Source organism: Providencia sp. PROV004, from assembly GCF_011045615.1.
Classification (GTDB): domain Bacteria; phylum Pseudomonadota; class Gammaproteobacteria; order Enterobacterales; family Enterobacteriaceae; genus Providencia; species Providencia rettgeri.
Genome location: NZ_CP042859.1, coordinates 2407423 through 2421758, shown reverse-complemented (window position 1 = coordinate 2421758; position 14336 = coordinate 2407423). Strand labels below are relative to the sequence as shown.

11 protein-coding genes are annotated in these 14336 nt (G+C 40.9%); 8 read left to right on the top strand and 3 right to left on the bottom strand.

What is annotated here, in order from left to right:
* Positions 1-37: 37 nt before the first annotated feature.
* Positions 38-1435 (bottom strand): class II fumarate hydratase, encoded by a 1398-nt coding sequence (gene fumC / locus FVA69_RS10765; RefSeq protein ID WP_004910966.1) that lies wholly within the window; start codon positions 1433-1435, stop codon positions 38-40.
* Positions 1436-1614: 179 nt separating this feature from the next.
* Here fumC and manA point away from each other — a divergent pair, with 179 nt between their 5' ends.
* From manA to FVA69_RS10745, 4 genes are all read left to right on the top strand, one after another.
* The gene (manA, locus tag FVA69_RS10760) at positions 1615-2790 is read left to right on the top strand and encodes a mannose-6-phosphate isomerase (protein ID WP_109912254.1); all 1176 of its coding nucleotides are present in this window, start codon (positions 1615-1617) and stop codon (positions 2788-2790) included.
* A 107-nt stretch (positions 2791-2897) separates the two neighbouring features.
* Positions 2898-4544: a YdgA family protein gene (locus FVA69_RS10755; RefSeq protein ID WP_226537849.1), complete on the top strand. Its 1647-nt coding sequence runs from the start codon at positions 2898-2900 to the stop codon at positions 4542-4544.
* A 194-nt stretch (positions 4545-4738) separates the two neighbouring features.
* A complete protein-coding gene (gene add / locus FVA69_RS10750) occupies positions 4739-5740 on the top strand; it encodes an adenosine deaminase (RefSeq protein WP_109912256.1) in 1002 nt (333 codons plus the stop codon).
* Positions 5741-5970: 230 nt separating this feature from the next.
* Positions 5971-7185, top strand: a complete 1215-nt coding sequence (locus tag FVA69_RS10745) for an ADP-ribosyltransferase domain-containing protein (protein WP_004910973.1) — start codon at positions 5971-5973, stop codon at positions 7183-7185.
* 306 nt (positions 7186-7491) lie between these two features.
* Here FVA69_RS10745 and FVA69_RS10740 read toward each other — a convergent pair whose 3' ends face one another.
* Positions 7492-8472, bottom strand: coding sequence for a bile acid:sodium symporter family protein (locus tag FVA69_RS10740; RefSeq protein WP_110731946.1), 981 nt, complete (start codon positions 8470-8472; stop codon positions 7492-7494).
* Between the two features lie 60 nt (positions 8473-8532).
* Positions 8533-9576: an oxidoreductase gene (locus FVA69_RS10735; RefSeq protein WP_109912258.1), complete on the bottom strand. Its 1044-nt coding sequence runs from the start codon at positions 9574-9576 to the stop codon at positions 8533-8535.
* Between the two features lie 128 nt (positions 9577-9704).
* On the opposite strand from FVA69_RS10735, the gene FVA69_RS10730 reads away from it, so the two are divergent.
* From FVA69_RS10730 to rsxC, 4 genes are all read left to right on the top strand, one after another.
* Entirely contained in the window at positions 9705-10145 is a 441-nt protein-coding gene (locus tag FVA69_RS10730; protein ID WP_004910980.1) for a DUF2569 domain-containing protein, read from the top strand.
* Between the two features lie 84 nt (positions 10146-10229).
* Positions 10230-10811, top strand: a complete 582-nt coding sequence (gene rsxA, locus FVA69_RS10725; protein ID WP_004910983.1) for an electron transport complex subunit RsxA — start codon at positions 10230-10232, stop codon at positions 10809-10811.
* Entirely contained in the window at positions 10811-11425 is a 615-nt protein-coding gene (gene rsxB / locus FVA69_RS10720) for an electron transport complex subunit RsxB (protein ID WP_109912259.1), read from the top strand. Before rsxA ends, rsxB begins: the two co-directional genes overlap by 1 nt.
* Positions 11418-14333, top strand: a complete 2916-nt coding sequence (rsxC, locus tag FVA69_RS10715; protein ID WP_164528820.1) for an electron transport complex subunit RsxC — start codon at positions 11418-11420, stop codon at positions 14331-14333. The genes rsxB and rsxC overlap by 8 nt, the downstream gene beginning before the upstream one ends.
* The last annotated feature ends 3 nt before the right edge of the window (positions 14334-14336 follow it).

Sequence of the window (14336 nt, the reverse complement as noted above, 5' to 3'; positions counted from 1 at the left end):
TATGGGTGTTATATACTCGCTAGTTTAATTGGCTAGCTTAAGATTTCATGCTGCCCACCATATCTTCTGGACGAACCCAATCATTGAATTGTTCTTCAGTTAAATAGTTGAGTTTCAATGCAGACTCTTTCAAAGTCAGCCCTTCTTTGTGCGCTTTTTTAGCGATTTCTGCCGCTTTATCGTACCCAATGTGAGTATTTAAAGCTGTTACTAGCATTAATGATTCATGAAGTAATTTTTCAATACGCTCACGGTTTGGTTCAATGCCAATCGCACAGTGCTCATTAAAGCTACGCATACCATCCGCTAACAAACGAACGGATTGTAAGAAGTTATCAATTAGCATTGGGCGGAATACATTCAGCTCAAAATTACCGGATGCACCACCAATATTAACAGCAACGTCATTTCCCATCACTTGTGCGCATAACATGGTTAATGCTTCACACTGCGTCGGGTTAACTTTACCAGGCATGATTGAGCTGCCTGGCTCATTTTCTGGAATCGAAATTTCACCAATGCCACAGCGTGGGCCAGATGCTAACCACCTAACATCGTTCGCGATTTTCATTAAAGAGGCAGCCAAACCTTTTAAAGCACCGTGTGCGTGCACAAGGCTATCGCACGTTGCCAATGCTTCAAATTTATTAGGCGCTGTAACAAATGGCTGGCCAGTTAATTCTGCGATTTTTTTCGCAACACGCACTGCATATTCTGGATGCGTATTTAAACCAGTTCCTACTGCTGTACCACCTAACGCTAATTCGCACACATGCGGAACAGCGTTTTCAATGTGTTTTTCATTATGCGCCAACATTGCAGCCCAACCTGAAATTTCTTGACCTAATGTCAGTGGGGTTGCATCTTGTAAGTGAGTACGACCGATTTTTACGATATCTTTAAATTCTTTCGCTTTTGCATCTAATGTTTGATGCAAAACTTTCAGTTCTGGGAGAAGATGTTCGCGGATTGCGACAACCGCAGCAACGTGCATTGCCGTTGGGAAAACATCATTTGAACTTTGACTTTTATTCACATCATCATTAGGGTGAATAAGACGATCATTGCCACGTTGGCCACCGAGAATTTCGCTACCACGGTTAGCTAAAACCTCGTTCATGTTCATGTTACTTTGCGTACCAGAACCTGTTTGCCAAATGGCTAGTGGAAATTCCGTTGGATGTTTGCCAGCTAAGACTTCGTCAGCAGCAGCAATGATTGCATCACCGCGCTCTTTGGCTAATAATCCAAGGTCCATATTGACACTAGCAGCGGCTTTTTTTGTGATAGCGAGTGCGTGAATCAACGCAACAGGCATTTTTTCTACAGATATACGGAAATGTTCTAAAGAACGCTGCGTTTGTGCGCCCCACAATTGGTCAGCAGGTACTTCAATTGGTCCCATTGAGTCTTTTTCAATGCGAGTGGCTGCCATTACTATCTCCTTAGGTACATACACAGAATAATTGATTTTAGAATCATCTGCTTGCAGGTAAGCAAATAACCGAGCAGTATAATGCCACAAATTGAATTTCATTTATGAGACTTGGTCGAGCTTATTGTACTGTAGTGAAAAGGAAATCAGTTGATTTTTATGAAAAAGAGAATTTTGCTATGCTTAAAATGATAAACAAAGTCCAAAACTATGACTGGGGCAGTAAAACAGCCCTGACTAAGCTATATGGGATTTCAAACCCTGATAACTTACCTATGGCTGAACTTTGGATGGGAGCTCATCCAAAAGCAAGCTCTGAAGTTCTCGATGAGGAAAAAAATCAAAGCATTCCACTTAATGTCTTAATCGAAAGTGCTCCTGAAACCTATTTAGGCCAGCATGTCGCACAAACTTATCACCGCTTACCTTATTTATTTAAGGTGTTATGTGCAGCTCAACCGTTATCTGTTCAGGTACACCCAAATAAAACTTACGCTGAAGTTGGGTTTGCCAAAGAAAACTCAGCCGGGATCCCATTAGACTCCCCAATACGCAACTATAAAGACGATAACCATAAACCTGAATTAATCTTTGCATTAACGCCTTTTAAAGCCATGAATGCGTTTCGCCCACTCGACGAAATTGCACAATTGCTGGATTTTGTTTCAGCAGCACATCCGGATATTCAGCTATTTGTTCAGGACCCAACTGAAGAAAAATTATCACGTTTATTTGCACAAATTCTTAATCTGACAGGTGAACAAAAAGATTTAGCGCTTGGTGTATTGAAAGCCGCGTTAAATAGCCGACAAGGTGAACCATGGAACTCGATAAAACAAATGGTTAGCCTGTACCCTGAAGATAATGGGCTATTTACCCCACTTCTTCTTAATATCGTTGAATTAGAGCCTGGTGACGCGATGTTCTTATATGCAAGAACACCGCATGCCTATCTTGAAGGTGTTGGGTTAGAGGTGATGGCAAATTCCGATAATGTGCTGCGTGCCGGGTTAACAAACAAGCACATAGATATTCCAGAGCTGATTGCTAATATTGACTTTAAGCCCACGTTTGCAAAGGATTTATTAAGCATTCCCGAAAAATCTGGAAATATCTGGAAATATAATATTCCAGTAGAAGATTTTGCATTTAATATATATTCTATAGACCACTCGGAAGTTGCGCTATCTAACAATAGTGCCTCAATTTTGTTCTGTATTGAAGGCCAGTTAGTTTTGCATTCAGGTAATGATGAAATATGCATTAATTCAGGTGAATCTGTTTTTTTACCGGCTTATGAGAAAAGCATAACCATTAATGGCAGTGGTAAACTAGCCCGAGTATTTAACAAATAGAGTCATATTCTGTATTTAACCGTCTTCATTCAATGAATGGCGGTTATTTAAAACTTTTATAAATTTATAAGTACGGCAATAACGTACTGAAAGGATGGATGTTTATAATGAAAAAGTCATTAGTCGCGGTTGGTGTTATTGTTGCTCTGGGTGCAGTGTGGACCGGAGCTTCATGGTATACAGGTTCTAAAGTAAAAGATGAACTTGATAGAGTAATCCTCAAAACCAACGATTTTTTTGCTGTAAATGTGCCTGAGTCAGGTTTGAATTTTAAAGTAGAAAATTATGAAAAAGGTGTTTTTTCATCTAAAGCGGATATCGTAATCACCTCTGCTGATTCTGCATCACCAGACGACTCTATCGTATTTAAAACGAATATTGATCATGGTCCATTCCCATTATCACAAGTCGCTAAGTTTAATTTATTACCAAAATTAGCAGCGACGCAAATTGAATTAGCTAACAACGCAACAACAAAAGAATTGTTTGAAGCGACACAAGGTAAACCATTTATTCATGGTTCTGCGGTCATTGGCTATAGCAAAAGTATTGATACCAATTTAGAGCTGATCCCTGTCGAGTATAAGAAAGATGACGTTTCATTATCTTTCAGTGGTTCTAAGTTTGATGTATCAACGACTTCCGACCTTGCTGCTGTAGATGCAACTTTAGTCACTGATAATTTAGTTATCGGTAAGAAAGATAACTCTGAATCTATGACACTAAAAGGCTTAAAATTAGTCTCTAATGTGACAAAATCACAATATGGCTTCTACACCGGAACCCAGTCATTTGTTATTGCGGATACAGATTTCAACATTCCTGAAACCAAATTCTCTTTTAAAGATTTCAAAATTTCAAGTGACACCTCTATTACTGGCGAAGATGTGAAAGGGAATATTTCTTATAGCATCTCTGACTTAAAAGCATTAGAGCAAAACTTAGGTTCAGGCGAACTGACGGTTGCTATTGAAAAATTAGATGCAAAAGCATTAGGTAAATTCGTTGAGCAATATAATGAAGCTTTAGCACAAGGTTTAGCTAATGGCGACCCAACTGAAGCAACAGAGCGTTTAGCTATGGAAATGATGTCTACGACATTGCCAGAGCTAATGAAGAGCAAGCCGGTATTCACGGTTAGCCCTTTCTACTGGAAAAATGAAGCTGGCCAAAGCTCAATTGACCTAAACATCACATTCAATAAATGGAACCAAGACGAAATTACTGCGTTAGCAATGTCTAACAAAGTTGATGAAGCTATCAAGCAGCTCATTACTTCTTTTGATTTCAATTTAAAACTGAATAAACCAATGGTGATCGAATCAATGACTCAAGCAATGATTTTAGATCAAGGTGTTCCAGTTGATGCTAACACGAAAAAAGAAATGAAAGGCATGGTCACTTCTGAGTTTGAAGGTGTTCAGCAAATGCTGACTTCAGATATGTTCTCTTCTCCGTTTGAAGAAATGTTTATGACGGATGAAGAACGTGCTGAAAAAGCTAAACAGAAAAAATCACCTTGGATGATTGATAGCGAAAATGATTTAACTATGACTATCAAATTTGCAGGTAATGACCTGACATTCAATAATGACAAATATACCTTAGCTGAGTTCCTCACTAAGATGAAAGTGATGTCTAATCCAGAAGATGCATTAGAATATGAAGCAGTACCTGCTCCAGATGCAGAACCAGCACCAGGAATGGAAGTTGAGCCTGAATTAGCACCACAAGATGCAGCGCCAGCTAACTAATCTAATTGATATAATTTAATCACAAAAGCCAGTTAATATTAGCTGGCTTTTTTATTTGCATCGCAAAATAAATGTGATTGAGATCACATTTAAAATGTAATTATTGATCACGTTTCACATTTTTCGTGATTTACAATTGCCTTTAGCGAAATAAAAGCCAAAATGAGGATAGAAAATAGATAAAGGATCATTCCGTGATTAAAACACATTTACCTTTAACCGATTTACACCGCCATCTTGATGGCAACATCCGTCCAGAAACAATTCTCTCCTTAGCAGAGCAGCACCATATTCAATTACCTGCTTCAGAGCTTGAAGCATTACGCCCTCATGTTCAAATTATAGGACAAGAAGCTGACTTAGTCGGTTTCTTAGCAAAACTTGATTGGGGGGTCGCTGTTTTAGCAAACTTAGATGCCTGTCGCCGCGTGGCATTTGAAAATGTTGAAGATGCTTTTAATGCAGGTATTGATTACGCAGAGCTGCGCTTTTCCCCTTATTATATGGCGATGAAACACCAATTGCCTGTTGAAGGTGTCGTTGAAGCCATTGTTGATGGTGTACGTGCAGGGTGCCAACAATTTGATATTAAAATTAATTTAATTGGTATTTTAAGCCGTACTTTTGGCCAACAAGCCTGTACAACTGAGCTGCAAGGATTATTAGCGCATCGGGATCATTTATGCGCATTAGATTTAGCGGGAGATGAGCTCGGATTCCCTGGAGAGCTCTTTGAGTCACATTTTATTAAAGCTAGAGATACAGGGTTAAATATTACTGTTCATGCAGGTGAAGCGGCTGGTGCAGACAGTATTTGGCATGCTATTAAGGTATTAGGCGCACAACGAATTGGTCATGGCGTTAAAGCAATAGAAGACCCTGCTCTAATTGAGTATTTAGTAAAACATCAAATTGGCATGGAAAGCTGTTTAACGTCGAATATTCAAACAAGTACAGTTCCATCCTTAGCTCAACACCCGTTAAAAAACTTTTTACAACAAGGTGTTCTGGCTTCAATTAATACAGATGACCCTGCAGTTCAAGGGATTGAGTTACGCCATGAATATGAAGTAGCTGCCCCACAAGCTGGTTTAACGGCAGCAGAAATAGAACAAGCACAACGAAATGGTCTGAGTATGGCATTTTTATCGGATAGTGAGAAAAATGCGCTGTCAAAAAAAGTCGCCAATCGCTAATTTATTTAGTTAAGATTTAGAGGGGATCTGCCCCTCTATCTCAATATCCTTAAAATTCCCCTTCCGAAAAATCTTTGGCCTGCATGCTGCTATATGAGATTGTTAATATCTGCCCTATTTTTTTAGTTAGCCGCTCTCTTACTATTTAAAAATCGTTTTACGCAAGCCTATATATTCATATTTTATATATTAATAAAAAACATCTTATATATTCATTTAGGAAAATCAGCATGACTATTATTAACTCAAGTACTTCAACACAACATATAGCTAGCCCAAATTTAAAACAGCAGCTCATATCGCAAAAAAATAGTTTAGTGAGCAATATTAATAAAATTAAGACTACGATAGAAACGAATAAAGCGGAAATGACAGAATTAAAAGAATTTATCAAACATAATATGTCATTCTTAAAAGAGTTGAAGAGTATCTCTGACCAACATGGAAAAGATAGCCAAGTCCGCCTCAAAAATGGGCATTTTAAATTAGGCCAAGGAAGTAATGTACTAAAAAATATTTTTTCCAGTGGCCGCTACCAAACTGAACGCACTGCCGCGGCAACCTTATTAAATGTAACAGCAAAAAGTGTTACTGTCGCCGATTCAACTAACTTGCTCACGAAGTTGAAAGCAAAAGATGAATCAACCTTATCATCACTGACCGATAACAATAAAAATGCTCAACAACAAATTGCTAGTCTCAGTAAAGAGCTTGCCCCAATAGAAACTCAATTAAACACGATTAAAACACAAGAAGCTGATAATGAGAAAGCAGCTGAACAGCTAAAAAATAAGCGTCAGCAATTTTCTTCTATCTACCAAAGTAATGAAGGTTGTAAAGCAATCAACAATGAGGCCCGCTATATTTTTGGTAATGGCAAACAAGGTGGCTCTTTAAGTGGTAGTAAAGTCATTGCTGAATATGAGCGAGTACATGGCTCAGATATTTTTTCAAAAGGAAATAGCCACATTAAATTTGAATTAAAATGTAACAGTGATAATTTAAATGAGTTAGTGAAAACCGCTGCAAAAAATTGGTATTCACCATCAAGTACAACAGCAACCACCCATCGTGGGCAAGGTATGACTAGTGATGGCTTAAATACTTTAATTAATAATTTTAATGCCGACAAAAAAAGCGATAATAAGACGGTTTATCAGTTAGGACAATTTTTTTCAACGTCGAGTAGAAATGATATTGCTAAGTCTTTTGCCAACCAGAGCCAAGATGATGTTAAAGTTATGTTTTTAGTGAAAGGCAATAGTGGCAACGGGATCACTCCGCAAGCTGGGCTAAGCTTTAATAATAATGAAAGTGAAGTACTCTACTCACCGCTGGCAAACTTTAGTGTCAACAATATTGTAAAAAACTCCAAAGAAAATATATATAAAATTGAGTTAACAGAAGTTAAATCTCAAAAAGACGCACAACTATTACCTTACTAGTTCGAGAGTTTGTTTTTGAGCCTATAACAATTATTTTTCTTTTTATAGGCTTTTTTGAACTTTAGCGTAAAATAATTAACCCTACCGCGCTTCTTAATATATTAAGCCTGTCTAAAAACAATGCGTTACTTAAAATAACATCATCGATTATTAGCATCCACCGCATAAGCAGCGGCTCTATTGTTAATTATATAATTATTTGTATGTTGTAACTAAAAGGCGTGTATGCTTAGGAGATCGGTTATAAATCTAATTGAGGGGTAATGGCCTATTTTGTCAGAACAAAACCCCATGATTGCCCTATTGTCAGTCCTTAGTTGATAGCCTTTTCGCATAACGCTGAGCAAGTACAGCGCTGACCATCAGTTGTATTTGGTGGAAGATCATCAATGGCAATAAAATAACCCCCACTGTCGCAGCAGGAAATAACACGTTCGCCATTGGTACTCCATTCGCTAAACTCTTTTTCGATCCACAGAAAACGATGGTAATTTCGTCTTCTTTGCTAAAACCTAACAACCGTGCAGCTAACGTATTAAATACAATGACAATAAATAAAATAACGCAAGTAACAACCACTATCATTAAGAGTGAAAATGCATCTATTTTCTGCCAAATCCCCTCTACAACGGCTTCACTGAATGCCACATAAACCACTAACAATATTGAAGACCGGTCAGTCATATTAACTAACTTACGATTACGGTTAATCCAATTGGCAATTAATGGTCGAGATAAATGCCCCACAATAAACGGGAGCATTAATTGCATTAAGATGGAGCCTATCGCATTGAGCGTATCCATAGCTTGGCTACCATCAGCATCCATCAATAAGCCAACTAAGATTGGCGAAAGAAAAACCCCAAGAATACTCGACGCCGATGCACTACAAATAGCTGCGGCAATATTCCCACCGGCCACTGATGTGAACGCAATTGCTGATTGTACGGTTGCAGGTAAAGCACATAGGTATAAAAAGCCCATATACACAGTCGGTGACATCCATTTAGGTACAATCACCGCGAGTCCTAATCCTACAATAGGAAATACAATAAATGTACTCGCAAAAACCAGGAGATGTAGACGCCAGTGCCCTATCCCCGCCATGATTGATTCACGAGATAACTTAGCTCCATGCATAAAGAACAACAATGCAATTGCAGCTGTAGTTAAATATTGAAACCCCGTTTTTATGTCACCTTCACAAGGAAAAAGACTGGCTAGAATGACAACACCAATCATGATAAGTAAAAATGGGTCTATTCTCAGTTTAGCTAGCAAATTCATTCGATTATCCATAATAAAAGCCAGTTATGTTAACTGGCCTTATAGTGAGCGTTGATGACGTTAAAATATTTCTTCGATAGTTCGTTTTTCTTTTGCCGAACGTATACCTGCTTCAATAAGTTTCATAATATCTATCGCTTCGCTCGGGGTGACAGGATTTGGTTTACCATGGCGAATTGCATCATATATCCCTTGATAATAACCACCATAATTACCACGTTGGTTTGGCCAAGATTGTGTTATCAGCTCATCATCTTGTGACAGCGTCACATTACCCATGTTGGTATCAATTCCCCAATCAGCCCCTTCTGGACGTTGGCCACTCTTTAAGCAGTCTTCTTGGGTGTCTAAACCATATTTAACATAACTACCATTCATGCCATGAATAACATATATCGGCGTTGGTGCAGCGGCTAATGTTGTTGCATGTAATACCACCTTTTTATCGGCATATTGCAAAACGGCATGGAAGTAATCCACTGCCTGTGCATTTGGGCGGATCATGGCAAGATCAACATTGATCCCTAACGGCCTGCCAAAATATTGTAAGACTTGGTCTAATAAATGCGGACCTAGGTCATACCAAATACCGGCTCCGGGAATATCTGCTTCACGCCAGCGTTGCCTAACTAAAGGGCGATAACGATCAAAATGTGATTCATAGTATTTAATATCCCCGAGCTTACCTTCTTCTAAGATTTTTTTAACGGTTAAAAAACCGGAGTCCCAACGGCGGTTATGATAAACCGACAGTAATTTTCCAGCTTGCTCCGCTTGTTGTTTCAATTGTTCAGCTTGTGAGACATCTAATGTAAATGGTTTATCAACAACAACGTGTTTTCCCGCTGCTAATGCCGCTTGTGCGAGAGGAAAATGAGTATCATTAGGCGTAGGAATAACGACGAGTTCGATATCTTTATCAGCAAAAATAGCTTCCGGAGAGGCGGCAACATGAACATTTGGCCAATCAGCCTTAACCTTACTCGGGTCACTGCTAGAAATCGTTGTTAAATCATACCCTTCTAAAATGCCAAGGAAGGGAGCATGAAATGTTTTGCTAGCATAGCCATATCCGACGATCGCAACTTTAATTGGTTTAGACATTTAGACCTCATACAACGATAAACACAGGTGGAGATAAAAAGTACCATCAGAAGGAATGAAATGGCAAATAAATCTATGATAGGATTGTAAATTGTCCAGCGACTTCGCCAAAATGGGTTTTATTGATTATGACTTCAGTTTATGACGCCAACCGCATCACTGGCTGGTTATTAGTTCCAGCAATCTATTTGTTATTAACCTTTTTAGCTGTTTGCAGTATGACTGTCATGTATTGCATTAAGTTTTATGAGATTGTCACGACTGTTGACCATTGGACAAGCTTTATTCCTGCCGCATGGTATCTGTCATTCGCGATTACTATTGGGATGACTATTTTCAGTATCCATGTGTTGCAGCTAATGTTTTCTCGTTCAAAACATTTTCCCCGCCGCTTTATTATTTGGTTAATGATTTTATTATTATTAGGTATAAAAACCTTCGCATTTTCACCTATTGATGATGAAACTGCTTTGCAAGTCTTAGCGTGGCCTTTAATTGGTGCAGGTTTCTTTGTCCCTTATTTAAAACGGTCCCAACGTGTAAAAATGACTTTCACACAAGATCGATAAGCATCACATAAATTGCTTGATATCATAATGATAGTTTAACTGGCTTCGGTCAGTTTTTGTTCTTTTTTCATTTCAGGCAATAGCATGACTGATTATCTATTACTCTTTGTTGGAACAGTACTGGTTAACAACTTCGTTCTCGTTAAATTCCTAGGCTTATGCCCTTTTATGGGCGTCTCAAAAAAACTCGAACCCGCCATTGGAATGGGCTTAGCAACGACGTTTGTTATGACATTAGCGTCAATCAGTTCTTGGTTGATTGACACTCTCATCCTCATTCCTCTCGACCTCATCTATTTGCGAACGCTAAGCTTTATTTTAGCGATTGCTGTCGTTGTACAGTTTACTGAAATGGTGGTGAGGAAAACGAGTCCAACGCTTTACCGTTTACTTGGTATTTTTCTGCCTTTAATTACCACCAACTGCGCGGTTCTTGGTGTTGCCTTATTAAATATTAATATGTCTCATACTTTTATGCAGTCTGCCGTGTATGGTTTTGGCGCTGCTGTGGGTTTTTCATTAGTGATGGTGTTATTTGCCGCTATTCGCGAACGTTTAGCTGTTGCCAATGTTCCTGCTCCTTTTAAGGGCTCGTCAATTGGGTTAATAACTGCTGGCTTGATGTCTCTCGCGTTTATGGGCTTTAGTGGTTTGGTGAAATTCTAATGATGTCTGTATGGATTGCTATCGGTATATTAGCCGTTTTTGGCCTTATTTTTGGGCTGATTTTAGGGTATGCCTCATTACGATTCAAAGTTGAGGCTGATCCTATTGTTGAACAAGTTGAAGCGATATTACCTCAGAGTCAGTGCGGTCAATGTAGTTACCCTGGCTGCCGTCCTTACGCTGAAGCGGTTGCAAATAATGGGGAAATGATCAACAAATGCGCCCCTGGTGGTGAGCAAGTCATGCTAAAAATCGCTGAGTTGCTTAATGTTGACCCCCAACCAATCGATGGTGGTGAAGCCGCGCAAAATCCAGTTCGTAAAGTTGCTATTATCGATGAAGAAAACTGCATCGGTTGTACTAAATGCATTCAAGCCTGCCCTGTTGATGCTATTGTGGGTGCAACCCGCGCCATGCATACCGTTATTGAAGATTTGTGCACAGGATGTGACCTGTGTGTAGCCCCTTGCCCTACCGATTGTATTGAGCTTGTTCCCGTGAAAACCACCACAGCCAATTGGAAATGGGATTTAAACACCATCCCAGTCAAAAATATCAATGTTGAACCCAATGAACCATTTGTAACTAAAGCAAGGGGTGAAACTCATGCTTAAGCTCTTTAATTGGTTGAAAAAAGATAATATTTGGGATTTCAAAGGCGGGATCCATCCGCCTGAAATGAAGCTACAATCAAGCCAAACACCAATGCGTATTGCATCAATACCTGATGAACTGGTTATCCCATTACAACAACATTTAGGCCCTGAAGGTGAACTGATTGTTCAAGTCGGTGACTTCGTTTTAAAAGGCCAGCCTTTAACTAAAGGCCTTGGACGTACTGTGCCTGTTCATGCTTCAACTTCAGGGGTTATCACTGCGATTGAACCCATGGTGACAGCGCATCCTTCTGGCTTAAAAGAGTTGTGTGTACGTATTGCATCCGATGGCCAAGATACATGGTGTACTTTATACCCAGAGCCTAACTACGTTCAATTAACCCGCGCTGAATTACTACAGAAAATTGAACAAGCGGGTATTGCGGGTCTCGGCGGTGCTGGTTTCCCAACCGCATCAAAATTGGCAGGTGGTCAAGATGCAATTAAAACATTAATTATTAATGCGGCTGAATGCGAACCTTATATCACAGCCGATGATAGATTAATGCAAGAACATGCACAGGAAGTTATTGAAGGCTGCCGTGTTTTACAGCATTTATTGAACCCAGACCAGGTACTAATTGGTATTGAAGACAATAAACCCGAAGCTATTCGTGCACTTAAAGATGCAATCACCTCGCAAGACAAACAAATATTCATTCGAGTTATACCAACCAAGTACCCATCAGGTGGTGCTAAACAGCTGACAAAAATTTTAACGGGAAAAGAAGTACCATCCGGTGCGCGTTCTTCTCAAATTGGCGTGTTAATGCAAAACGTCGGTACTGTGGTTGCTATCAAACGCGCAGTTATCGATGGCCAGCCATTAATCGAACGAGTAGTCACTGTCACAGGTGAAGCAATCAGCAAACCGGGTAATTTTTGGGCTCGTTTAGGGACTCCAGTTAAACATCTATTACAGCAATCAGGTTTTAACCCTGAACCAGAACAAATGGTGATTATGGGAGGGCCTTTAATGGGCTTTACCCTACCCGACTTAAATGTTCCTGTCGTGAAAATTTGTAACTGTTTACTGGTTCCTACAATGGAAGAAATGGGGCCTAAAGCACTAGAAGAAGCGTGTATTCGTTGTGGGTTGTGTGTTGAGGCCTGCCCTGCTGCGCTACTACCTCAGCAACTTTACTGGTTCAGTAAAGGAGATGAACACGAAAAAGCGCAAAAACATAATTTATTTGACTGCATAGAGTGTGGTGCATGTGCTTATGTGTGCCCGAGTAATATTCCGTTAGTGCAATATTATCGTCAAGAAAAAGCAGAAATTCGTGAAATTGCTCAAGAAGAGCGCCGTGCTGCTGAAGCAAAATTGCGTTTTGAAGCAAAACAGTTGCGTATGGAACGTGATAAACAAGCACGAGAAGAACGCCATAAAAAAGCTGCTGTGCAAGTCGATAGTGCAGATAAAGATGCCGTTAATGCCGCTTTAGCACGAGTCAAAACCAAACAAACGCTGACAGCAGAACCCATTAAGATTGTTTCCGGTGAACTCCCAGACAATAGTGCAGTAATCGCCGCTCGCGAAGCTCGTAAAGCCCAAGCTCGAGCTAAACAAGCTGAAAAGCTGGCCAATGCACAAACAGAAACTGTTGATATAACAGCAACGGATGATCCCCGTAAAGATGCTGTCGCTGCAGCTATTGCGCGTGCCAAAGCTAAAAAAGCGGCTCAAGAGCAACTTGCCACTCCGACAGTCGCTGATGCGGTAGCGGATACCGAAATTGATCCACGTAAAGCGGCTGTCGCTGCAGCTATTGCGCGTGCGAAAGCTAAAAAAGCGGCTCAAGAGCAACCTGCCACTCCGCCAGTCGCTGATGCGGTAGCGGATACCGAAGTTGACCCACGTAAAGCGGCTGTCGCTGCAGCTATTGCGCGTGCCAAAGCTAAAAAAGCAGCTCAAGAACAACCTGCCACTCCGCCAGTAGCTGATGCGGTAGCGGATACCGAAGTTGACCCACGTAAAGCGGCTGTCGCTGCAGCTATTGCGCGTGCGAAAGCTAAAAAAGCGGCTCAAGAGCAACCTGCCACTCCGCCAGTCGCTGATGCGGTAGCGGATACCGAAGTTGACCCACGTAAAGCGGCTGTCGCTGCAGCTATTGCGCGTGCCAAAGCTAAAAAAGCGGCTCAAGAGCAACTTGCCACTCCGACAGTCGCTGATGCGGTAGCGGATACCGAAATTGATCCACGTAAAGCGGCTGTCGCTGCAGCTATTGCGCGTGCGAAAGCTAAAAAAGCGGCTCAAGAGCAACCTGCCACTCCGCCAGTCGCTGATGCGGTAGCGGATACCGAAGTTGACCCACGTAAAGCGGCTGTCGCTGCAGCTATTGCGCGTGCCAAAGCTAAAAAAGCAGCTCAAGAACAACCTGCCACTCCGCCAGTAGCTGATGCGGTAGCGGATACCGAAGTTGACCCACGTAAAGCGGCTGTCGCTGCAGCTATTGCGCGTGCGAAAGCTAAAAAAGCGGCTCAAGAGCAACCTGCCACTCCGCCAGTCGCTGATGCGGTAGCGGATACCGAAGTTGACCCACGTAAAGCGGCTGTCGCTGCAGCTATTGCGCGTGCCAAAGCTAAAAAAGCCGCTCAAGAACAACCTGCCACTCCGCCAGTCGCTGATGCGGTAGCGGATACCGAAGTTGACCCACGTAAAGCGGCTGTCGCTGCAGCTATTGCGCGTGCCAAAGCTAAAAAAGCCGCTCAAGCAGAACAACTCGCACAAGAAGAGCTTACTCCCGCTGCCGAACAACCCATTGAAGAGGAAACCGACCCTCGAAAAATTGCCGTTGCCGCTGCAATCGCGCGAGTAAAAGCGAAGCAAGCACAAAAACAACATGAACAAACGACTACAGAGTAAGTG